Source organism: Streptomyces sp. NPDC054961 (assembly GCF_053609145.1).
In genome coordinates, this window is sequence record NZ_JBSGWY010000010.1 from 124,771 (window position 1) to 146,503 (window position 21,733).

Consider the following 21,733-nt stretch of genomic DNA (forward strand, 5'->3'; position numbering starts at 1 on the left):
GGAGGCCACCGCGGAGGGCAGACTGGGGGCATGTCCCACTCCCCGCGCCGAGCCTGCCCCTCCTGCGGCCGCGACTGCGCCGTCACCGCCGGGCGGATCGCCCGCCACGACCCGCCGGCCGGGCGGGGACGCGGGGACCTGGTCTCCTGTCCCGGTTCCCGGGCCCGCGTGATGCTCGGCGCGGCCGCCCCGACGCTCGACGGCTTCACGCTGGGCCCGCTTCCGGGCCAGCTCCCGCTGTTCTGAGGCACGCGGGCGGGGGCGGCCGGTTCGCACCCGGCCGCCCCCGCCCGTACCGCCCGTCGGCCGCTTCCGGGGCCCGACGGTCACCGCTCGTCGGCCGCCTCCGGGGCCCCGACGGTCACCGCCCGTCCGCTACGAGGTGGCGTCGTGGTCGTGACCCGGGCGCAGGCCGCCGCCCGTGCCGGATCCGGTGCTGGGCTTCGAGACCACCGGCTGCGCCAGCGGCGCCAGGTCGTAGGCGTAGTGGCCGACCGCGTTCGCGATGACGTCGACGTTGATGTCGAGCGCCTTCTGGTCGATGTTCGCGATCGTGTCGCCCTTGCCGTGGTAGTTCACGTCGTACGCGACATCCGCCTGACCGCCGAACTTGGCGGCCTGCGCGGCCGTCTTGATGCCCTCCGCGCCGGTGTCCGTACCGCCGGACGGGATGCCGGCCTCGATGAACGGGCCGTAGTCCGAGCGGCCGGTGAAGTCGGAGCCCTCGTGCGGGATGCCGCGGCCGTCGAGGAAGTCGGTGATGCCCTTCTCCAGCTGCGCCGAGCCCTCCGGGCCGGGGCCCGAGCCGACCTTGTCCGAGTCGTCGCCGTCGTAGACGAAGTACGCGGCGTTCGGCGAGGCGATCATGTCGAAGTTCAGGTAGAGCTTGATCTGCTTCTTCTGGGCCTCGCTCAGCCCGCTGACGTACGCGTCGGAGCCGAGCAGGCCGAACTCCTCCGCCGACCACCAGGCGAACTTGACCTTGTTCTTGATCTTCGTCTGGCTGCTCGCGAGGCGCTGCGCGACCTGGAGGATGCCGGCCGAGCCGGAGCCGTTGTCGTTGATCCCCGGGCCCGCCGCGACGGAGTCGAGGTGCGCGCCGAGGAAGACGGTGTTCTCCTCGTCGCCGCCCTGCGACTCCGCGATGACGTTGAACGTCTTGCGGTCCTCGTGGAACTCGCGGATGTCGAGGGTGACCTCGACGGGTCCGGCCGCGGCCTCGGCGGCGAGCCGCTCGCCGTCCGCCTGGGTGACGCCGCCGGTGGGGACCTTGCCCGCGTCGGCCGCCCCGAGGGTGCCGTTCAGGGCGCCCGCGGTGTTGTTGTAGATGACCGCGCCGACCGCGCCGGCCGCGGCCGCGTTCGCCTGCTTGACCGCGAAGGTGCAGCCGCCGCGCTTGATCAGGGCGACCTTGCCGGTGAAGGCGCCCGCGGCGAAGTCGCCGGGCTCGCAGCCGTTCGTGCCGTCCGCGTCGACGGGGACGACGGCGACCTGGGCCGTCACGCCGTTCTCCGGGCCGCTGGCGGTGTACGTCATCACCTTGATCGGGACGTCGCGGCCCCCGGCGCCGTTGACCTTGAGGCTCTCGGCGATCGTCTCTGTGTACGCGAAGGTGAACTCGTTCCGGGTGACCTTGTACCCGGCCGCGCGCATGACGGCCTCGACGTACTTGGCCGACTGCTCGTGGCCCTTGGAACCCGCCACGCGGGTGCCGTTGTTGTAGTCGGCGATGGCCTGCAGGACCTTCAGGTGGTTGTTGGCTCCCTTGCCGGTCGCCTCCTTGACCAGCTTCTTGGCCAGGGCGTCACCCTTGGCGGCGTCGCTGTGCGGGTTGCCGGTGGCGCCGGCCGGACCGGCGAGCAGCAGAGGGGAGACGAGTGCCGCGGCTGCCAGGGCGGCGGTGGCTGCGGCTATACGGCGTGAGGGCATGCAAGGTCCTTCCACGACGGGTGCGAGAGCGAGTGCTGATGCGGGTGCTGAGGCAGTTCGGGCGCGTTGCGTGGGGGGAGTGGTGGACGCACGTTAGACACCAAGTAGCGGCCGTGGCCAGAGTTTTCGCTGATTCCGGTTTGTGAAATCCGTATATCGGTGCATCCGAGCCGTCGAAATCCGGCCACTGACCGCTGTCGGTGCCGCGGCGGGACTACCGCAGGATGCCCTCGATGAAGTCGGAACCGATCCGGGCGACCGCCGCCAGGTCCAACTGGTGCTGGACGTAACGGCCTTGTCGGCGCGTCTGGAGCAGCCCGGCCTTCTTCATCACCGTCAGATGGCGGGACACCTCCGGCGCGGTGATCCCGTACGCGGCCGCCAGTTCGCCGGTCGTGTAGGGGGCGCGCGCCAGGCTGCGGCACAGCATCATCCGCATCGGATGGGCCAGCGCCTCCATGCGCCGCTGGAGCAGCTCCACCGACCCCGGGGAGGAGGCCAGTTCGGGAGAGCCGAGCGGGTAGTGGACGACGGGGCGCCAGCCGGGGGCGTGCAGCACCAGCAGGTGGGGCCAGCCGAAGTTCGTCGGAACGAACAGCAGGCCGCCGCCTATTCGGGGATCGGTGGCGGTCGTGGAGCCGTGCACCATCTTGTCCACCGACAGGGTGGTCAGCTCCTCGTCGAGGCTCAGCGCCGCGGAGACCTCCTTGAGCGCGGCCGGGAGCCCCTTGCGGCGCAGCAGCTCCGTCTTGTGGCGGACGTCCGCGCTCTGCCGGGGCTCGATCCGGTTCCAGGTCTCCGCGAAGAAGGCCTCGTCGCAGTCCTCCAGCAGCCGGCGCAGCCACGCCCGGACGCCGGCGGTGTCGTCGAGCACCCGCACGGCGAAGGCGAGCTGCTGCGGGCCGCGCGCCGAGGCCGACTCCAGCGCCTTCGCGCGGGCGAGCGGATCCGCGAGCGGCGAGTGCGCGACGCCCCCGTCGTACATGGCCAGCCGGCAGTGCTCCAGGGCGGCCGACACGAACCGCTCGTCGTCCAGCCGGTCCAGCAGGTCGAGCTCCTCGGCCAGCGTCGCGCCGGGCAGGCCGGAGCCGCCGGGGAGCCCGGCGAAGGGCATGAAGATGTCGGCGAAGGAGCTGCGCCACATGAAATCGCCCTCCAGCAGCCGGTCCGCGACGCAGGGGTCGAGCGCGGCGGCGGTGGTGGAGGTCCAGGAGGCCAGCCCGGGGTGGTGGCCGGGCTGGGAGAGCGCGTGCAACGCCATGCAGAGCTCCGCGAGCGGCGACGGCGCGAAGCCGATCCGCTCCGCGGGGAGCCCGGTGATGTCGATGGTGACGCTCATCGCATCATTCTGCCCGTGCGCGGACCACGTGGTGGACGGGCCACGGCCGACCGGTGCGCCCCCTCGGCCGAGGGGGTGAGCCCGATGGGCCGCGCGGCTCAGCCCTCGTAGTGGTAGCGGCAGGCGGCGATGCGGACCTCGTCGGCGACGGCCTTGTAGACGAGGCGGTGCTCGTCGTTGATCCGGCGCGACCAGTAGCCCTGGAAGCCGTGCTTGAGGGGTTCGGGCTTGCCGATCCCCTCGTTGCCGTTGCGCGCCACGTCCTCGATCAGCGTGTTGATCCTCTTCAGGATCCTCCGGTCCTGGACCTGCCACCAGAGGTAGTCGTCCCACGCGGACTCGTCCCAGACCAGCTTCATTCCGCGGCGGGCTCCCGCACCGTGCCGCCGCCGTTCTCCAGCCGCTCGATCGAGGAGAGCAGGCGCCTGGCGTTCGCCGGGCTCCGCAGCAGGTACGCCGTCTCCTTCAGGGACTGGTAGTCCTCCAGGGAGACGATGACGACCGGGTCGTGTCCGGCGCGGGTGATCACGATCTCTTCGCGGTCGTCGTTGACGGCGTCGAGCACCTCGGCGTACCGGGCGCGCGACTCGGAGTACGACATCGTCTTCATGGGCCACCTCCTGTTGTACGGAAAATTGTACGTCGGCCGCTTTCGAGGGGGCAAGCGCCTTGCGTCCGCCACCAGCCCCGCCACCGCGCTAAAGGCGGGCCACGAAGTCGGTGACGGCCCTGGCCACGTCCGCCTCCGTCCACGACAGGCCCGGCTCCGTCACCTCCACCTCCGTCACCGACAGGCCGGGCGGGCCGTCGGGCGACCAGCGGCGGAAGAGGACCGTGCCCGTCTCCTCCGCCAGCCGGACACCCGCCTCCGTGAGGCGGTCCGCGTCGTACGGGAGCCAGACCTGGAACTGGTGGGTGTGCGGAGCCTGCGGGTTGACCCGGAACCAGGGGACCTCGCAGGCGGCCAGGGAAGCGGACAGCGCGGCCGCGACCCGCCGCGCCTGGGCGACGTAGGACGGGAGCTTCGGCAGTTCCCGGTCCAGCCCGGCCAGGGCCGAGAGCGCGGCCGGGAACTGGCGGAAGATCTGGCCCCCGTACCGGTGGCGCCAGACCCTGGCCTCCGCGACGAGCGGGGCCGGACCGGCGAGGGCCGCCCCGCTCAGGCCGCCCAGCGATTTGTAGAAGGAGACGTAGACGGAGTCCGCCAGCGCCACGATCTCCGGCAGGGACCGGCCGAAGTGCGTGGTCGCCTCCCACAGCCGGGCGCCGTCGAAGTGGACCACCGCGTCCCGCTCCCGGGCGGTGGCCACCAGGGCCGACAGCTCCTCCCAGGTGGGCAGCAGGAAACCGGCGTCGCGCAAGGGCAGCTCCAGCATCAGCGTCCCGAACGGTTCCGCCAGCTCGGCGATCTCCGAGGCCGTCGGCTGGCGCGGCTCGCCCGTGGGGTGGACGGTCCGCAGCCCGGAGACGACCGACACCGCGCCCCCCTCCCAGCGCTCCGGATGGCTCATCGGATGCAGGGCGACCACCGGGTTCCCGGTCCGTCCGGCCCAGCAGCGCAGCGCGATCTGCTGGGCCATGGTCCCGGTCGGGAAGAACGCCGCGTCCTCGGTGCCCAGGAGCTCGGCGACCCGCCGCTCCAGCCGGGCCACGACCGCGTCGCCGTAGACGTCGGCCGGCTCGTCCGGGTCCGGGGCCAGCGCGCCCAGCTCCGCCAGCAGCCCGGCCATGGTCGCCTCCCGCAGGCTGTGCGACAGCTTCCGCTCCGCGGCCCGGCCGGCCGCCAGGAGCCGCCCCGAGAACTCCTCGGCCCGCTCCTCGGCCGCCTGCGCGGCGAGCTCCGCGGCTGCCTCGGCCACGGCGGCCTCGGCCGCGCCCGCCTCGTCCGCGGCCGCCACGGCGACCCGGCCGGGGGCCCGCTCCGGGGTCCGCTCCGGGGTCCGTTCAGAGGCCCCCACCGGGGCCCGCACGACGCTCCCGTCGGCGTCCCCGCCCGCGGCCCTCTCCGCGTCCCCGTCCGCCGTCGGGCCCGGTTCCCGCCCGGCCGCCCGCCCCGCCACCGCTTCCGTGTCCTCGTTCATGCCCCGATCATCGCCGACCGGCCAACACGCCCAGGAGCTAGCATGGCGACGTATCGTCCGGTACCCCCTGCGGACTGGAACGGAAGGCCTTCCCCGCGTGAACACATCTCCTCAGGCGGAGCGCCCTGCCAGGCTCTCCGTCGGCGTCGTCGGAGCCGGCCGGGTCGGCCCCGCGCTGGCCCGCGCCCTCCAGCAGACCGGGCACCGGCCCGTCGCCGTGTCCGGGGTCTCCGACGCCTCGCGCCGCCGCGCCGAGCGCATGCTGCCGGGCGTGCCGGTCGTCGCGCCCGCGCAGGTCCTCCAGGCCAGCGACCTCGTCCTGCTGACCGTCCCCGACGACGCGCTGCCGCCGCTGGTGCAGGGCCTCGCCGAGACCGGCGCCGTCCGCCCGGGACAGCTCCTCGTCCACACCTCCGGCCGGTACGGGGTCTCCGTGCTCGACCCGGCCCGCCGCGCGGGCGCCCTGCCGCTGGCCCTGCACCCGGCGATGACCTTCACCGGCACCGAGGTCGACGTGCAGCGCCTCGCCGGCTGCTCCTTCGGGGTGACCGCCCCCGACGAGCTGCGGCTCGCCGCCGAGGCCCTGGTCATCGAGATGGGCGGGGAGCCCGAGTGGATCGAGGAGGCGAACCGCCCGCTCTACCACGCGGCCCTCGCCCTCGGCGCGAACCACCTGGTCACCCTGGTCGCCCAGTCGATGGAGCTGCTGCACAAGGCCGGCGTGGAGCACCCCGACCGGATGCTCGGCCCGCTGCTGGGCGCGTCCCTGGACAACGCCCTGCGCTCCGGTGACGCGGCCCTGACCGGACCGGTGGCCCGCGGCGACGCCGGCACCGTCGCCGTGCACGTCTCGGAGCTGCGCAAGCACGCCCCGGCCACGGTCGCCGGATACCTCGCGATGGCCCGCTCGACCGCCGACCGGGCCCTCGCGCACGGCCTGCTCAAGCCCGAGCTCGCCGAGGACCTCCTCGGCGTCCTCGCCGACAGCGCCGAGGACCTGGGCCTCGACGGACCGGACGACCGCGACGGCCTCGGAGGCGGTGACCGGTGATCCTCATCGACACCGCCGACGCGCTGCACGCGCTCCCCCGCACCGGCCGCCGCGCCGTGGTCATGACCATGGGCGCCCTCCACGAGGGCCACGCCACCCTGGTCCGCACCGCCCGCGCCCAGGCCGGCCCCGACGGCCAGGTCGTGGTCACCGTCTTCGTCAACCCCCTCCAGTTCGGGGCGAACGAGGACCTCGACCGCTACCCCCGCACCCTCGACGCCGACCTGGCCCTCGCCGAGGCGGCGGGCGCCGACGCGGTGTTCGCCCCCGCCGTGGACGAGGTCTACCCGGGCGGCGACCCCCAGGTGCGGATCAGCGCCGGCCCGATGGGCGAGCGCCTCGAAGGGGCCACCCGCCCCGGCCACTTCGACGGCATGCTGACCGTCGTCGCCAAGCTGCTCCACCTCACCCGCCCCGACCTGGCGCTCTTCGGCCAGAAGGACGCGCAGCAACTCGCCCTGATCCGGCGGATGGCGACGGACCTGAACTTCCCGGTGGAGGTGGTCGGCGTACCGACCGTCCGTGAGGACGACGGGCTCGCGCTGTCCTCCCGCAACCGCTACCTCTCCGGCACGGAGCGGCATACCGCCCTCGCCCTCTCCCGCGCCCTGTTCGCCGGGCGCGACCGGCTCGCCGCCCAGGCCGCGCTGCGGGCCCGCGCCGAGGCGCAGGCCCCGCCGGCCGGCGACGAGCGGGCCACCGGTCTGGCCCGGCTCGGCGAGATCCGCGCCTCCGCCGACGCGCACGCCGTCGCGGCGGCGGGCGCCGGTCTCCCCGACGCCGTACGGGCCGCCGCGCGGCACGTTCTGGAGGAGGCGGGCCGCCACGACCCGCCCCTCGTCCTGGACTACCTGGCGCTGGTCGACCCCCAGGACTTCACCGAGGCAGGCCCCGGCTTCACCGGGCAGGCCGTGCTGGCCGTCGCCGCGAAAGTGGGCACGACCCGGCTGATCGACAACATTCCATTGGAGTTCGGAGTTCACGCGTGAGCACCCCAGGCAGAGGTCCCGCAACGGCGGGCACCACCACCGGCACCGGCATACGGCTGCACGCCCAGGCCCCCGGCTGGGCCGTCGACGCCGACGTCGTGGTCGTCGGATCCGGAGTCGCGGGCCTGACCGCCGCGCTGCGCTGCGCCGCCGCGGGCCGCCGTACGGTCGTCGTCACCAAGGCCCGCCTCGACGACGGCTCCACCCGCTGGGCCCAGGGCGGCATCGCCGCGGCCCTCGGCGACGGGGACACCCCCGAACAGCACCTCGAGGACACCCTCGTCGCCGGCGCCGGCCTGTGCGACGAGGCCGCGGTACGCCTCCTGGTCACCGAGGGCCCCGGCGCCGTACGCCGCCTCATCGAGGCCGGAGCCGTCTTCGACACCTCGGCCGAGACCGGTGAGATCGAGCTGACCCGCGAGGGCGGCCACCACCGGCGCCGCATCGCGCACGCGGGCGGCGACGCCACGGGCGCGGAGATCTCCCGGGCGCTCGTCGAAGCGGTCCAGGCGGCCGGCATCGAGACCGTCGAGAACGCGCTCGTCCTCGACCTCCTCCAGGACGAGCGGGGCCGTACCGCGGGCGTCACGCTGCACGTCATGGGCGAGGGCCAGCACGACGGGGTCGGCGCGGTCCGCGCTCCCGCCGTGATCCTCGCGACCGGCGGCATGGGCCAGGTCTTCTCCGCGACCACCAACCCGTCCGTCTCCACCGGCGACGGGGTCGCGCTCGCGCTGCGCGCCGGCGCGGAGGTCTCCGACCTCGAATTCGTGCAGTTCCACCCCACCGTGCTCTTCCTCGGCCCCGACGCCGAAGGCCAGCAGCCCCTGGTGTCGGAGGCCGTGCGCGGCGAGGGCGCGTACCTCGTCGACGCCGACGGCGTGCGCTTCATGACCGGCCAGCACGAGCTCGCCGAGCTCGCCCCCCGCGACATCGTCGCCAAGGGCATCATGCGCCGCATGCAGGAGCAGGGCACGCAGCATATGTACCTGGACGCCCGGCACTTCGGCGCGCAGATGTGGGAGCACCGCTTCCCGACCATCCTCGCCGCCTGCCGCTCGCACGGCATCGACCCGGTCACCGAGCCCATTCCGGTGGCCCCGGCCGCGCACTACGCCTCCGGCGGCGTACGCACCGACCTGCACGGGCGCACCACCGTCCCCGGCCTGTACGCGTGCGGCGAGGTCGCCTGCACCGGCGTGCACGGCGCGAACCGGCTGGCCTCCAACTCCCTGCTGGAAGGACTGGTCTTCGCCGAGCGCATCGCGGACGACATCATCGCGCTCGCCGCCGGTCCCGCCGGTCCCGCCGGCCCCGCCGTCCCCGTCCCGGCCACCGGCCCCCTCCAGCCCGCCGAGGCGCGCTACGAGATCCAGCGCATCATGACCGACGGCGCGGGCGTTCTGCGCTCCGCCGCGTCGCTGCGCCGGGCCGCCGCCGCGCTCGAGGCCCTGTACGCGACGGCCGCCGGCGAGCTGGAGACCCGGGGCAAGACGGCCGTCCCCGGCACCGAGACCTGGGAGGCCACCAATCTGCTGTGCGTCGCCCGGGTGCTGGTCGCCGCCGCCCAGGAGCGCGCGGAGACCCGCGGCTGCCACTGGCGCGAGGACCACCCCGACCGGGACGACGCCGCCTGGCGCCGCCACCTCGTCGTCCGCCTGTCGGAGGCGGAGCGACGGGCCCTGGTCGTCACCCCCACCGAATCGGCGGACTTCCCGTCCGTACAGATCCCCCTGAGCAACGACAGCCTGGAGCAGTAACCGTGAGCACGCACGAGCACGACCACAACGAACTCCCCCTCGCCGGCCAGAACGAGGGCGGCTGCGGCGACGACTGCGCCTGCGGCGACGGCGAGGAGTCCGGCCTCGACCCGGCCCTCGTCGAGCTGCTCGAGGAGTCGGGCCTGGACGCCATCGAGGTCGAGGACATCGCGCACATGGCGCTCTCCGAGGACCTCGACGGCGGGGAGGACGTCACCACCGTCGCCACCGTCCCCGAAGAGGCCGAGGCCATCGCCGACTTCGTCGCCCGCGAGGACGGCGTCGTGGCGGGCCTGCGCATCGCCGAGGCCGTGTTCTCGGTCGTCTGCACCGAGTCCTTCGAGGTGGAACGGCACGCGGAGGACGGCGACGTCGTCAAGGCCGGGCAGGTCCTGCTGTCCGTGCGCTCGCGCACCCGCGACCTGCTGACCGGCGAGCGCAGCGCCCTCAACATCGTGTGCCGCCTGTCGGGCATCGCGACGGAGACGCGTCGCTGGGTCGACGCCCTGGAGGGCACCACCACCAAGGTCCGCGACACCCGCAAGACCACCCCGGGCCTGCGCTCCCTGGAGAAGTACGCGGTGCGCTGCGGCGGCGGTACCAACCACCGCATGTCGCTGTCGGACGCGGCGCTGGTCAAGGACAACCACGTGGTGGCGGCCGGCGGCGTCGCCCAGGCCTTCAACGCCGTGCGGGAGGCCTTCCCGGAGGTCTCGATCGAGGTCGAGGTCGACACCCTGGAGCAGGTCGGCGAGGTCCTCGAGGCCGGCGCGGGCCTGATCCTGCTGGACAACTTCACGGTGGAGCAGACCGCGGAGGCCGTCGCCCTGGTCGCGGGCCGCGCCGCGCTGGAGTCCTCGGGCCGCCTGGTCCTGGACACCGCCCGCGCCTACGCCGAGACGGGCGTCGACTTCCTCGCGGTCGGCGGGCTCACCCACTCCGCCCCGATCCTGGACATCGGTCTCGATCTGCGCGAGGCGGTGTAACCGATGCTCCTCACCATCGATGTGGGCAACTCCCAGACGGTGCTGGGCCTGTTCGACGGTGACGAGATCGTCGAGCACTGGCGCATCTCGACCGACCCGCGCCGCACGGCCGACGAGATGGCCGTGCTCATGCAAGGGCTGATGGGCATGCACCCGATGCTCGGCACCGAGCTGGGCGACGGCATCCACGGCATCGCCATCTGCTCGACGGTGCCGTCGGTGCTGCACGAGCTGCGCGAGGTCACCCGCCGCTACTACGGGGACGTGCCGGCGGTGCTGGTGGAGCCCGGGGTCAAGACCGGGGTGCCGATCCTCACGGACAACCCGAAGGAGGTCGGCGCGGACCGCATCATCAACGCGGTCGCCGCCGTCGAGCTCTACGGCGGTCCGGCGATCGTCGTCGACTTCGGTACGGCGACCACCTTCGACGCGGTGTCCGCCAAGGGCGAGTACGTGGGCGGGGTGATCGCCCCGGGCATCGAGATCTCCATGGAGGCCCTCGGCGTACGCGGCGCCCAGCTCCGCAAGATCGAGCTGGCCCGCCCGCGCAACGTCATCGGCAAGTCCACGGTCGAGGCGATGCAGTCGGGCGTGGTCTACGGTTTCGCCGGCCAGGTCGACGGGGTCGTCGCCCGGATGGCGAAGGAGCTCGCGGGCCCGAACGGAGACCCGGACGACGTCCGCGTCATCGCCACGGGCGGCCTGGCCCCCATGGTCCTCGGGGAGGCGTCGGTCATCGACGACCACGAGCCCTGGCTGACCCTGATCGGCCTGCGCCTGGTCTACGAGCGCAACGCTCCCCACTTCGCGTAGCGCCGGACCGCCGGCCCGTCGGCTGCCTCACGGCCGGCGGGCCCGCCGCCGCGTCCGGCCCCGGCCGGGACCACGTGCGGACGCGCGGGGTCCCGGCCGGGGCCGTGCGGGGCCCCATAGGGCCTCCGTGAGGCCCCGGCAAGGCCTCGGCGCCGCTTTGGTGCCGTTTTGGTGCTGCTTCGGCACAGCCGCGGACGCGCTGGAGGAAATTCCGCGGAAACAGGAGGCGGGAGACCGGTGCGGGGATAACGTCCTTCCACGAGAAGCACCGGGAGCTCGTCCACGGCGCCGCACGCGCCCGTGAACGGAGGAGACACCATGACCGAACGGACCGCCTGGCAGAAGTCCTCGTTCTGCGGCGAGGGGGACAACTGCGTGTACGTCAGCGCCGCCCCCGGCACCCTGGTCCGCGTGGCCGACCGCGCGGACCCGGCCCACCTCGTCCTCGCCACCACCCAGGCCGCCTGGGCGGACTTCCTCGACGTGATCAAGCGGACGGGCTGATTCCGCCACCTGGCCGGTCACGCCGCGCCGCGTCCGTGTCCAGTCAGGGGATTTTGTCCGATTAGCGCGTACCTTCGGCCCATGCCCACGCCCTACGGATCCCGCGGCGGCATGGCGTTCAGCGCCGATGAGCTTCACGTGCTCAGGCGTTCGCTCGCTCACGCCCTTCAGTCCTCTACGGCCCCCCTGACGCCCGTGGAGGTCCAGGACTGCCTGCGCCTGGCGGCGTCGGTGGACGACGCGGTGCAGGAGGCGGGCCGGCTCAGAGCGTTCCTCCTCGCCGACCTGACGCGGTACAGAGCCGCGCTGCCGGGCAGCCTCTCCGGCTACCTGGAGCTGCTGCAGGACGCCCTGGCGGCCGGGTACGAGCCCGTGCCGGACGACCTCGCCGCCCTGCGGGCCCTGCGCGCCAACCGGGTCGTGGCCGCCCTGCTGGAGCGGGCCCAGGCCGTCGCCGAGCGGTCCGTACGCCGCAGGCTGTCCACCGCGCCCGCGCCGCGGACCCGGCTGCTGGCCATCGCCGGCGGCTCGGGCTCCGGCTCGGGCTCGGGCTCGGGCTCCGGCAAGGAGAAGGAGCCCGCGGAGCCACGCCCCGACGACCGGCCCGCACGGCCCGTCCCGACCCCGGGCGAGGTGTTCCCGCCGCGCCGCAAGCCCGCCCCGCCCCCGGCGGCCGGACGCGCGGCCGGGTAGCTAGGCTGGGGGCATGGACTACGTTTCCGCGCTCGTGCCCCCCTTCGTGATGGCCGTGTTCTTCATCGCGCTCGTCGTGACGATCGTGAAGAGCCAGGGCGGCGCCAACAAGGGCAAGGAAGACGCGGTGGTCGACGCCGTGCTCGCCCGTGCCGAGGCCACCCAGCAGCAGTCCCCCTCCCAGAAGTAGCCCCCGCGAGGATCCTGACGCACGCGCGGGGCGTACGGCCTCCGGGCCGTACGCCCCGCGTCGTCATGCGGCGCACCCGGATTTTGTCGCGCGTTGCCGCCCGAATAGCCGGGCAATTCCCGACATGCCGCACTATCGTGCTGATGTGCCTCGCCCCTTGGGAGAACTCGAAGACGCAGTCATGACGCGGGTGTGGCAGTGGAACCGCCCGGTCACCGTTCGCGAAGTCCTGGAAGACCTGCAGCAGGAACGGTCCATCGCGTACACCACGGTCATGACCGTTATGGACAATCTTCATCAGAAGGGCTGGGTCCGCCGGGAAGCGGAAGGCCGCGCGTATCGATATACGGCGGTCTCCACCCGCGCCGCCTACTCGGCCGCACTGATGAACGAGGCCTGGTCCACGAGTGACAACCCCGCCGCCGCCCTGGTGGCCTTCTTCGGCATGATGTCGGCCGAACAGCGGGAGGCCCTCCGGGACGCCATCCGCATCGTTCAGCCGGCGGAACCCGCGGCGGATCCCGCTACGGATCCCGCGCCCCCGCCCGCCGCGCCCGTGGATCCCGCGGATCCCGCCGCCGAAGGCGACTCCGGCGGGCGGGGCGAGGAGCCGGGGCGATAACGTCCGGGCATGGGTGAGTTTTCCGCTGCACATGCAAAAACCGTGACGATCCGCCGAGCGCGCACCGGTGATGTTCCCGCGCTGCGCCGCCTGCTCGACCAGTACGTGCAGCAGCGCATCCTCCTGGACAAAGCGCCGGTCGTCCTTTACGAAGACATCCAGGAGTTCTGGGTCGCGGAACGCGGCGAAGACGGTCAAGTGGTGGGCTGCGGCGCACTTCACGTGATGTGGGAAGACCTGGCCGAAGTCCGCACTCTCGCCGTCGACCGCGAGTTGAAGGGCGTCGGAGTCGGTCATCTCGTGCTGGACAAGTTGTTGCAGACAGCCCGTCGGCTCGGTGTGAGCCGAGTATTCTGCCTGACCTTCGAAGTGGACTTCTTCGCGAAGCACGGCTTCGTGGAGATCGGCGAGACCCCCGTCGAGACGGATGTCTACATGGAGCTGCTGCGTTCCTATGACGAGGGCGTCGCCGAGTTCCTCGGTCTCGAACGAGTGAAGCCGAACACCTTGGGCAACAGCCGGATGCTTCTGCACCTCTGACCGATCAAGCGGGATTTTCCCCGGGTCCCCGTACGTGTGGCCTATGTCCGAATCGCGTACGTTTCCCGCCTCGTTGCGGAGCCGAACCTCTCACGGGGGGTTTGTGTTTTCCAGGCAAAAGCGGTTTCCTTTCCGCGTACTGCTTTTCGATGAAAGGAAATCCCGGTGGCACAGAAGGTTCAGGTCCTTCTTGTCGACGACCTCGACGGCGGCGAGGCGGACGAGACGGTGACGTTCGCTCTGGATGGCAAGACCTACGAGATCGACCTCACCACCGCCAACGCTGAAAAGCTCCGCGGCCTGCTCGACCCGTACACCAAGGGCGGTCGCCGCACCGGTGGCCGCGGCGCCGCGGCCGGCCGTACCAAGGGTCGCGCCGCCACTTCGGCGGGTAACCCGGACACCGCCGTTATTCGCGCCTGGGCCAAGTCGCACGGCTACAGCGTGAATGACCGCGGCCGCGTTCCCGCCGAGATCCGCGACGCCTACGAGAAGGCCACGGCCTGATCGGTCCGGCCCGTCCGGACGGTCCGCCCGAGCCGCGCCCGGTGGCATTCCGTCGCCGCCGCCGCGACCAGGCGTACGAGATCGGGCCCGCGCGCGGGCCCGGAGCCCTGCCCGGGAGCGGGCAGGGCGGGCAGTAGTGCCTCACACCCCTGCTCGGGGGGCCGCAGCCACACGGCGGCCCCCCGAGGGCTTCCCTCCGTGCCCACCGGATGTCCGGGGGGCACCGGAGCCGTGATCCGGCCACCCGTACCCAGGGCGGCGAGATCCAGGGCGACCCCGCCCCACTCCAGCCAGTCGAGCAGCCCCTCCAGCTCGTCGGCGGCCCCCGGGGCCACCAGGAACCGCATCCGGCGGCCCATGACCGCCACCGGCCCCGTGACCACGGGCCGGCGCAGCACGGCGGCCCCGGCGTCGGCCGGCAGCTCCAGCACGTCGAACCGGATCCCGGTCACCAGCTGGGCGGGCGGCCCTCCGGCCACGGTCCAGCCGAGCACGCGTTCGTACCAGGACGCCGGATCGGAATCGCTTTCGAACGGGGCGCGGGGGAGCGGGACGGTGAGGGGCGGCGCGGTGGGAGCCATGACCGGAGCAACTCCGGAAACGTCCCGGGGTTACGCGCGATGTGACGCACCGCACTCGAGTCAATGCGGAACGTAAACATCCGTCGGGGCGGAGTCCCACATTCGGGACGGAGGTCTGTTCGCCCGTAGCGGAGGGATCCGTCGTCCACCGACGTGAACTGTCGCTCCACGCGGGTAAGACATTCCTAGTGGATGGGGGCGACACGCTGTTTTGCGGTGCCTGTGACGGGCTTCCGTTCGCCATCGGCGTACACGTGTGACGGGTATCTGCCTGGCCTGCGGGAACATCGTCTCGCACCATCGGGTTGGAGCAGTTGTCGGCACTTACAGCCGGGTTTTCCCACGGACGTGAGGGTGAGCCGCGGACGGATGTCGGCAGTTGGAATGAGCTGTCCCGCCCCGCGGGACTAGCATGCGGAAGGACAGGGCGGGGACCGACCCCGAACTGCCCGACCGCTCTGAGGAGCGATAAACGATGTTCGAGAGGTTCACCGACCGCGCGCGGCGGGTTGTCGTCCTGGCTCAGGAAGAAGCCCGGATGCTCAACCACAACTACATCGGCACCGAGCACATCCTCCTGGGCTTGATCCACGAGGGTGAGGGTGTCGCCGCTAAGGCCCTGGAGAGCCTCGGGATTTCGCTCGAGGCTGTTCGCCAGCAGGTTGAGGAGATCATCGGACAGGGGCAGCAGGCCCCTTCCGGCCACATCCCCTTCACCCCGCGGGCGAAGAAGGTCCTGGAGCTTTCGCTCCGAGAGGCCCTCCAGCTCGGCCACAACTACATCGGCACCGAGCACATCCTGCTCGGCCTCATTCGCGAGGGCGAGGGCGTCGCAGCCCAGGTCCTCGTGAAGCTGGGCGCCGATCTCAACCGAGTCAGGCAGCAGGTCATCCAGCTGCTCTCCGGCTACTCCGGAGGCGGCAAGGAGTCGGCGGCCGCCGGCGGCCCGGCCGAGGGAACCCCCTCGACCTCGCTCGTCCTGGACCAGTTCGGCCGCAACCTCACCCAGGCCGCTCGCGAATCCAAGCTCGACCCGGTCATCGGGCGCGAGAAGGAGATCGAGCGGGTCATGCAGGTGCTGTCCCGCCGGACCAAGAACAACCCGGTCCTCATCGGCGAGCCCGGCGTCGGCAAGACCGCCGTCGTCGAGGGCCTGGCCCAGGCGATCGTCAAGGGCGAGGTGCCCGAGACCCTCAAGGACAAGCACCTCTACACCCTCGACCTGGGTGCCCTGGTCGCCGGTTCCCGCTACCGCGGTGACTTCGAGGAGCGCCTCAAGAAGGTGCTCAAGGAGATCCGCACCCGCGGCGACATCATCCTGTTCATCGACGAGCTCCACACCCTCGTGGGTGCGGGCGCCGCCGAGGGCGCGATCGACGCCGCCAGCATCCTGAAGCCCATGCTGGCCCGTGGTGAGCTCCAGACCATCGGTGCCACGACGCTCGACGAGTACCGCAAGCACCTTGAGAAGGACGCCGCTCTCGAGCGCCGTTTCCAGCCGATCCAGGTGGCGGAGCCTTCCCTCCAGCACACCATCGAGATCCTCAAGGGCCTGCGCGACCGCTACGAGGCCCACCACCGCGTCTCCATCACGGACGAGGCCCTCGTGCAGGCGGCCACCCTGGCCGACCGGTACATCTCGGACCGCTTCCTCCCGGACAAGGCGATCGACCTGATCGACGAGGCCGGCTCCCGGATGCGCATCCGCCGGATGACCGCGCCGCCGGACCTCCGCGAGTTCGACGAGAAGATCGCGAACGTGCGTCGCGACAAGGAGTCGGCCATCGACTCCCAGGACTTCGAGAAGGCGGCTTCCCTCCGTGATTCGGAGAAGCAGCTGCTGGCGGCGAAGGCCAAGCGCGAGAAGGAATGGAAGGCCGGCGACATGGACGTCGTCGCCGAGGTCGACGGCGAGCTCATCGCCGAAGTCCTGGCGACCGCGACCGGCATTCCGGTGTTCAAGCTGACCGAGGAGGAGTCCTCGCGACTCCTGCGCATGGAGGACGAGCTCCACCGTCGCGTCATCGGCCAGAAGGACGCCATCAAGGCGCTCTCCCAGGCCATCCGCCGTACCCGTGCGGGTCTGAAGGACCCGAAGCGTCCCGGTGGCTCGTTCATCTTCGCCGGCCCGTCCGGTGTCGGTAAGACCGAGCTCTCCAAGACGCTCGCCGAATTCCTCTTCGGCGACGAGGACGCGCTGATCTCCCTCGACATGTCGGAGTTCAGCGAGAAGCACACGGTTTCCCGTCTCTTCGGTTCGCCCCCCGGCTACGTGGGCTACGAAGAGGGCGGCCAGCTGACCGAGAAGGTCCGCCGGAAGCCGTTCTCCGTCGTCCTCTTCGACGAGGTCGAGAAGGCGCACCCGGATATCTTCAATTCCCTTCTCCAGATCCTGGAAGACGGTCGTCTGACCGACTCCCAGGGCCGGGTCGTGGACTTCAAGAACACGGTCATCATCATGACGACCAACCTGGGTACGCGGGACATCTCGAAGGGCTTCAACCTCGGCTTCGCCGCCGTGGGAGACACCAAGACCGGATACGACCGGATGAAGGCGAAGGTCAACGAAGAGCTCAAGCAGCACTTCCGGCCCGAGTTCCTCAACCGCGTCGACGACACGGTCGTCTTCCACCAGCTCACCGAGGAAGACATCGTCCAGATCGTCGACCTGATGATCGCCAAGGTCGACGACCGCCTGAAGGACCGCGACATGGGCATCGAGCTCAGCGCCGAGGCCAAGGCACTGCTGGCCAAGCGCGGCTACGACCCGATCATGGGTGCCCGCCCGCTGCGTCGCACGATCCAGCGGGAGATCGAGGACGTCCTGTCGGAGAAGATCCTCTTCGGCGAGCTGCGTCCCGGTCACATCGTGGTCGTCGGCAAGGAGGGTGAGGGCGAGGAAGCCAAGTTCACCTTCCGCGGCGAGGAGAAGACCCCGATCTCGGACCTTCCCCCGATCGAGGCCACGGGCTCCGGCCCGGACCTGTCGAAGGGCGCGTAAGCGCTGCTCGCCAGGACGCTGTACGAAGGGGCGGCCCCGGAACCTCAAGGTTCCGGGGCCGCCCCTTTTGCGCGGCCCCCGGGGCCGCGGCCGTCAGCCGTAGGCCTGCGGCACCATGTCGAGCTCGGCCTCGGGGAAGCGGCGCCGCAGCCGCTCCTCGATCCCGTCCTCCCACGGTTCGTCGTCGTCGTAGAACATCACGGTCCGCAGCGAGGGCAGCTCCGCGAACTCGGCGAGGCCGGCCAGCACCCCGGGGGAGACGGCGATCTCCCGCAGGTTCTTCAGGGCGGAGAGCTCCGCCCAGGCGGCCTTTCCGCCCGGGCGCCAGCCGTAGCCGAGCCACAGCCGCCGCAGGCTCCCGAGCCGGCCCAGACCGGCCAGGTCCCCGTCCGCCTCGGTCACCTCGATCTCCTCCAGGTGCGTCGCCCGGGAGGCGTCGTGGAAGGACCACTGGCCCGCCCTCGCGAACAGACTGAGCCGGCGCAGCCGGGTCCAGGACGCGATCGCCGGGCCGAGGGGGAGGGTGCTGCCCAGGTAGAGGGACACGTCCTCCAGGGGCAGCCCGTGGAGCGGTTCCAGACTCGCCAGCTCGGACCAGTGGTTGACGGTGAGGCGCCGCAGTGTGCTGTGTCCGCGCAGGAATTCCGCGTCGGTTCCGCCCGGGAAGCTCCACAGCGTCAGCCCCGACACCGGCTGGCGGGCCAGGAAGCGCGTCAGGGCGCCCCGGGTCACCTCGTGCCGGACCAACAGGCCGGGCGGGCCGGTGAAGCCCGTCAGCGCGTCGAGCATGGCATCGGATTCGACGGACAGGTAGCGGGGCGGGGGCTCCATGCGCGCGAGCACCTCGGCGGCGTACTGGCGGGAGTCGAACAGCCCCCATGAACGGGTCAGCCGCTCGTGGATCCGCTCGTCCGGGTGGCGGGCGTAGCGGGCGAGGTAGCCGACGGCCTCGGAACCCGTCTCCAGGGCCGCGATCACCGACAGGTGGGCGTCGTCGCCGCGGGCCTCCTCGCCGTGCGGCAGCAGGTCCAGGACCAGCGGGCCGATCCGGCCCAGGGCGCGCGCGGCCTCCTCGTCCTTCGGCGGTATGAGCCGGCGGGCCGCCCTGCGGACGTCCGCGCGGAGCCGCGGTTCCAGCTCGGCCGCGTACTCCAGGGACGCGAAGGCCAGCAGGACCGCCCGGTCGGAGTTGCGGACCAGCAGGTCGCCGATGATCGCCGCGCGTTCGAGGGGGCGGCCCTGGGCGACCGCCATGCGGATGACGTCCTCCCACTGGTCGTCGTCCGCGTGCCGGGTCAGTTCACCGAGGCTGCCCTCGTCCAGGGCCGCCCGGGCGCCCAGGAAGTCCTGGAAGGTGCGGTGGACGAACTCGACGGTGTCCGCGGTGGGGGCCCTCAGGAGGCCGCTGCGCTCCAGGAAGTACGTGAGCACGGCCGGGGCCTCGCCGAGGGCCCGCGCGGCGGCCGGTACGGCGGGCAGCGCGTCGGCGATCAGGGAAGCGGCCCGGTCCCGGCCCATCGCGGTGCGGCCGTTGCGGATCAGCCAGTACGCGAGCCGCTGGAGCAGCTGGAGCTGGGGCTCTTCGGCGAGCTCGGGCAGGCGCAGCTCCCGCTCCCGGTCGCGGCGGTGCAGCAGCATCGACAGGGCAGCCGAGTAGAGCTCCTTGCGCCCCGACGGCAGGAAGCCCCGGCGCTCGCGGTGCAGGGCGCAGATCAGTCCGCAGAGCAGGGGGTTCGTGGCGAGCCGGGCCAGTTCCCCCTTGGCGTGCAGGGATTCCAGCAGCTGGTCGCGGAGTTCCTCGCCGGCCCCGGTCGCCCGGTGCCAGCGGGTGACGAAGCCCGCCACGTCGGCCCGGTTCATGGGGGCGAGCGTCAGCTCGGTGAACTCCTCGGCGCCGAGCCAGTCCGGGCGGACCGCGGAGGGGCGGGACGTCACCAGCCAGCGGTTGCCGGGGTAGGCGGTGAGCAGGTCGCAGAGCCAGTCGCGGGCGCGGGCCCGCTCGGTCTCCGGTATCTCGTCGATGCCGTCCACCAGGATCAGGCCGCGCCCCTCGTTCAGGACCCGGCTCTCCCACCCGTCCGGCGCCTGCCCCTTCAGTGCCGTGGCGACCAGGAAGTCCTCCGGGGCGGGAAGCCGTTCCCCGTAGCGGGTCAGGGTTCGCAGCGGCAGGACGAAGGGGACGGGGCCGCCCTCGGCCGCCGCCCGGGCGGTGGAGACGGCCAGCCACTGGATCAGCGTGGTCTTCCCGGAGCCGGCCTCGCCGCGCAGCAGGACGCGTGACCGGTTGACCAGTAACCGGTCCGTGGTGGCCGCGGGGTCGGGGCAGCTCCCGGGCGCCCCGCCCGTGCCGCCGCTCCAGGCGTCCGGGCGGAAGGCGCCGCCGCCGGTGTGGTGGGGGTGGGAGGCCGCCTCCAGGGTCACGTACGCCGTGTCCAGCGGCCAGCGCGCCGCCCCCGGGGGCAGGTCCATCCCGAAGATCGTCAGGCTGCCGTGCCGTTTGACGAGGTACTGCAGGTACCGGGTCTCGAAGGCCGCGTCCCGGCCGTCCTCGCGGGTGATCCGGGCGAGCAGGGCGTCGACCTTGGCGATCAGTTCGGCCTGGCGGCGGGCCTGCTCGACCAGCGCGTGCGGGATGAAGGTGGAGCGGGTGGTGAAGAAGTGCAGGATGTGGAGGCAGGTGAGCTCCAGCAGCCGGTCGTGGAAGAGCTCCGCGTCCCGTCCCAGGCCCGTCGGGGGCGCGGCCGCGCGCAGGGCCGCGGCGAAGGCGCGCGGGCCCATCTCGACGGCCTGCGCGTCCTCCATGGAGAGGTCCCCCAGCGCGTGGAGGGTGACGGCCAGGGCGGTCGCGACGCCCGCCTCCTCGCCGGGCGGGAGCGGCTGCTCCCCGGGGGCCCGCAGGGCCCGTGCGACGAGCGTGCCGGCCAGCTCGCGCAGGTCGTCCCGGGTCAGGACCCGCTGCTCGCGCAGGCCGACGTAGGAGGAGATGCGCACGGGCCGGTCCGCGAGGCCGGCGCCCGGTCCCTCCCCCCGGAGGAGTTTCTTCACGAGCGGGGTCACGACCCCCGAGGCCAGCCGGATCCCCACCACGGATGCGTCCACGAGGCGTGAGCGTAGCTCCGGGCGGAGGCGGTCGCAGGGCTTTGGCCCCACGCGGTGGCCGCGGAGGTCCCGCGCCGGTGACAAGCCGCACAGGGCAAATCGGACCTACTAGGAGTATTCGTAGGGTTTTGTGTCCGATTTGCCCCACCCTCACCTCAGTAATCAGGCGGTCAACAGGTCGGACAGCACCCGGTCCTCCTACGACCTCCGGTAGTAAAACGGACGTTTGGGGAAGCCGGGGGGGCCGGGTTACCAAGGATGAGCAAGCGAGCCCGGCACCCCTGAGCGTGCCGGGTCCTTTCTTGCCCGAAGCACCGGAACACCGCAGTACCGAAGCAGCGAAGCAGCGAAACACACGCCCTTGTCCCCGGCCCCGGAGGTCTCTTTCATGTCCGCGAAGCGCGTCAGCACCCGTCGTACCCGTATCGCCATCGGCGCCACCGCTCTCGGTGCGACTCTGGCCCTCGGGGCGGGGACGACCGCCGCCTTCGCCGCCGAGACCCCGACCGCCCTGGCCGGCACCGCCGGGCTCGTGTCCGCCCAGGCCGCGGCGGGCGCCGCGAAGCCGGCGGCCACGGCCTGGGAGAAGCCCGTCTCGAGCTACACGCTCTCCGCGACCTTCGGCAAGGGCGGCACCATGTGGTCGCACAAGCACTCCGGCCAGGACTTCGCCGTCCCCGTCGGCACCCGGGTCGACGCCGCCTCGGCGGGCGTCGTCGTCAAGGCCGGCCCGAACGGCGGCGGCGACGGCCCGGCCTACGGCAACGCCATCGTGATCAAGCACGCGAACAACACGTACTCGCAGTACGCGCACCTCTCGAAGATCCAGGTCAAGCCCGGCCAGAAGGTCGCCAAGGGCCAGAAGATCGCCCTGTCCGGCAACACCGGCAACTCGAGCGGCCCGCACCTCCACTTCGAGATCCGCACCACCCCGAACTACGGCTCGGCCGTCAACCCGGTCGCCTTCCTGCAGAAGTTCGGCGTCACCGTCTGACCGGACGGCCCGCCCGCCCGCGAAGTCCCCGTGCCCAAGGCGTCGGTCCGACCG

The 21,733-nt window shown here is 72.2% G+C and carries 21 protein-coding genes; 14 read left to right on the forward strand and 7 right to left on the reverse strand.

Annotation, left to right across the window (positions count from 1 at the left end):
• Positions 1-30 precede the first annotated feature (30 nt).
• Positions 31-246 (forward strand): hypothetical protein, encoded by a 216-nt coding sequence (locus tag ACWF9Z_RS12790; RefSeq protein WP_453600989.1) that lies wholly within the window; start codon positions 31-33, stop codon positions 244-246.
• 129 nt (positions 247-375) lie between these two features.
• Here the strand turns inward: ACWF9Z_RS12790 and ACWF9Z_RS12795 are convergent, their stop codons facing one another.
• The 5 genes from ACWF9Z_RS12795 to ACWF9Z_RS12815 all read right to left on the reverse strand — a co-directional run bounded on the left by ACWF9Z_RS12795 (position 376) and on the right by ACWF9Z_RS12815 (position 5,127).
• On the reverse strand, positions 376-1,929 hold the full coding sequence (locus ACWF9Z_RS12795; RefSeq protein WP_453600992.1) for a M20/M25/M40 family metallo-hydrolase: 1,554 nt from the start codon (positions 1,927-1,929) through the stop codon (positions 376-378).
• 214 nt (positions 1,930-2,143) lie between these two features.
• Complete coding sequence (locus ACWF9Z_RS12800) at positions 2,144-3,268, reverse strand: DUF5937 family protein (RefSeq protein WP_453600995.1); 1,125 nt, start codon at positions 3,266-3,268, stop codon at positions 2,144-2,146.
• Between the two features lie 98 nt (positions 3,269-3,366).
• Complete coding sequence (locus tag ACWF9Z_RS12805; protein ID WP_453600998.1) at positions 3,367-3,627, reverse strand: Txe/YoeB family addiction module toxin; 261 nt, start codon at positions 3,625-3,627, stop codon at positions 3,367-3,369.
• Positions 3,624-3,878, reverse strand: coding sequence for a type II toxin-antitoxin system Phd/YefM family antitoxin (locus ACWF9Z_RS12810; protein WP_453601001.1), 255 nt, complete (start codon positions 3,876-3,878; stop codon positions 3,624-3,626). The genes ACWF9Z_RS12805 and ACWF9Z_RS12810 overlap by 4 nt, the downstream gene beginning before the upstream one ends.
• Before the next feature lie 88 nt (positions 3,879-3,966).
• On the reverse strand, positions 3,967-5,127 hold the full coding sequence (locus ACWF9Z_RS12815) for a threonine aldolase family protein (protein WP_453601103.1): 1,161 nt from the start codon (positions 5,125-5,127) through the stop codon (positions 3,967-3,969).
• 319 nt (positions 5,128-5,446) lie between these two features.
• On the opposite strand from ACWF9Z_RS12815, the gene ACWF9Z_RS12820 reads away from it, so the two are divergent.
• The 11 genes from ACWF9Z_RS12820 to ACWF9Z_RS12870 all read left to right on the forward strand — a co-directional run bounded on the left by ACWF9Z_RS12820 (position 5,447) and on the right by ACWF9Z_RS12870 (position 14,004).
• Positions 5,447-6,400 (forward strand): Rossmann-like and DUF2520 domain-containing protein, encoded by a 954-nt coding sequence (locus ACWF9Z_RS12820; protein ID WP_453601004.1) that lies wholly within the window; start codon positions 5,447-5,449, stop codon positions 6,398-6,400.
• On the forward strand, positions 6,397-7,389 hold the full coding sequence (panC, locus tag ACWF9Z_RS12825; RefSeq protein ID WP_453601006.1) for a pantoate--beta-alanine ligase: 993 nt from the start codon (positions 6,397-6,399) through the stop codon (positions 7,387-7,389). Before ACWF9Z_RS12820 ends, panC begins: the two co-directional genes overlap by 4 nt.
• Entirely contained in the window at positions 7,386-9,149 is a 1,764-nt protein-coding gene (locus tag ACWF9Z_RS12830) for an L-aspartate oxidase (protein ID WP_453601009.1), read from the forward strand. Before panC ends, ACWF9Z_RS12830 begins: the two co-directional genes overlap by 4 nt.
• A gap of 2 nt (positions 9,150-9,151) precedes the next feature.
• Positions 9,152-10,135: a carboxylating nicotinate-nucleotide diphosphorylase gene (gene nadC, locus ACWF9Z_RS12835; protein WP_453601012.1), complete on the forward strand. Its 984-nt coding sequence runs from the start codon at positions 9,152-9,154 to the stop codon at positions 10,133-10,135.
• A 3-nt stretch (positions 10,136-10,138) separates the two neighbouring features.
• Positions 10,139-10,948: a type III pantothenate kinase gene (locus tag ACWF9Z_RS12840; protein WP_356656573.1), complete on the forward strand. Its 810-nt coding sequence runs from the start codon at positions 10,139-10,141 to the stop codon at positions 10,946-10,948.
• Between the two features lie 318 nt (positions 10,949-11,266).
• Positions 11,267-11,452, forward strand: coding sequence for a DUF397 domain-containing protein (locus ACWF9Z_RS12845; protein WP_453601014.1), 186 nt, complete (start codon positions 11,267-11,269; stop codon positions 11,450-11,452).
• A gap of 81 nt (positions 11,453-11,533) precedes the next feature.
• Positions 11,534-12,145, forward strand: a complete 612-nt coding sequence (locus ACWF9Z_RS12850) for a hypothetical protein (protein ID WP_453601016.1) — start codon at positions 11,534-11,536, stop codon at positions 12,143-12,145.
• Positions 12,146-12,158: 13 nt separating this feature from the next.
• Entirely contained in the window at positions 12,159-12,335 is a 177-nt protein-coding gene (locus ACWF9Z_RS12855; RefSeq protein ID WP_453601019.1) for a hypothetical protein, read from the forward strand.
• Between the two features lie 145 nt (positions 12,336-12,480).
• On the forward strand, positions 12,481-12,957 hold the full coding sequence (locus ACWF9Z_RS12860; RefSeq protein ID WP_453601021.1) for a BlaI/MecI/CopY family transcriptional regulator: 477 nt from the start codon (positions 12,481-12,483) through the stop codon (positions 12,955-12,957).
• A 9-nt stretch (positions 12,958-12,966) separates the two neighbouring features.
• Positions 12,967-13,497: an amino-acid N-acetyltransferase gene (locus ACWF9Z_RS12865; RefSeq protein WP_453601023.1), complete on the forward strand. Its 531-nt coding sequence runs from the start codon at positions 12,967-12,969 to the stop codon at positions 13,495-13,497.
• Between the two features lie 165 nt (positions 13,498-13,662).
• Positions 13,663-14,004 carry a histone-like nucleoid-structuring protein Lsr2 gene (locus tag ACWF9Z_RS12870; RefSeq protein WP_453601026.1) on the forward strand — a complete coding sequence of 114 codons (342 nt, stop codon included), beginning with the start codon at positions 13,663-13,665 and terminating at the stop codon, positions 14,002-14,004.
• On the opposite strand, the gene ACWF9Z_RS12875 is transcribed toward ACWF9Z_RS12870, so the two are convergent.
• Complete coding sequence (locus ACWF9Z_RS12875) at positions 13,983-14,585, reverse strand: SCO3374 family protein (protein ID WP_453601029.1); 603 nt, start codon at positions 14,583-14,585, stop codon at positions 13,983-13,985. The genes ACWF9Z_RS12870 and ACWF9Z_RS12875 overlap by 22 nt on opposite strands.
• A gap of 475 nt (positions 14,586-15,060) precedes the next feature.
• On the opposite strand from ACWF9Z_RS12875, the gene ACWF9Z_RS12880 reads away from it, so the two are divergent.
• On the forward strand, positions 15,061-17,586 hold the full coding sequence (locus tag ACWF9Z_RS12880; protein WP_356656557.1) for an ATP-dependent Clp protease ATP-binding subunit: 2,526 nt from the start codon (positions 15,061-15,063) through the stop codon (positions 17,584-17,586).
• Between the two features lie 93 nt (positions 17,587-17,679).
• On the opposite strand, the gene ACWF9Z_RS12885 is transcribed toward ACWF9Z_RS12880, so the two are convergent.
• Positions 17,680-20,685 carry an NACHT domain-containing protein gene (locus ACWF9Z_RS12885; RefSeq protein WP_453601032.1) on the reverse strand — a complete coding sequence of 1,002 codons (3,006 nt, stop codon included), beginning with the start codon at positions 20,683-20,685 and terminating at the stop codon, positions 17,680-17,682.
• 388 nt (positions 20,686-21,073) lie between these two features.
• On the opposite strand from ACWF9Z_RS12885, the gene ACWF9Z_RS12890 reads away from it, so the two are divergent.
• Positions 21,074-21,679 (forward strand): M23 family metallopeptidase, encoded by a 606-nt coding sequence (locus ACWF9Z_RS12890; protein ID WP_453601034.1) that lies wholly within the window; start codon positions 21,074-21,076, stop codon positions 21,677-21,679.
• The last annotated feature ends 54 nt before the right edge of the window (positions 21,680-21,733 follow it).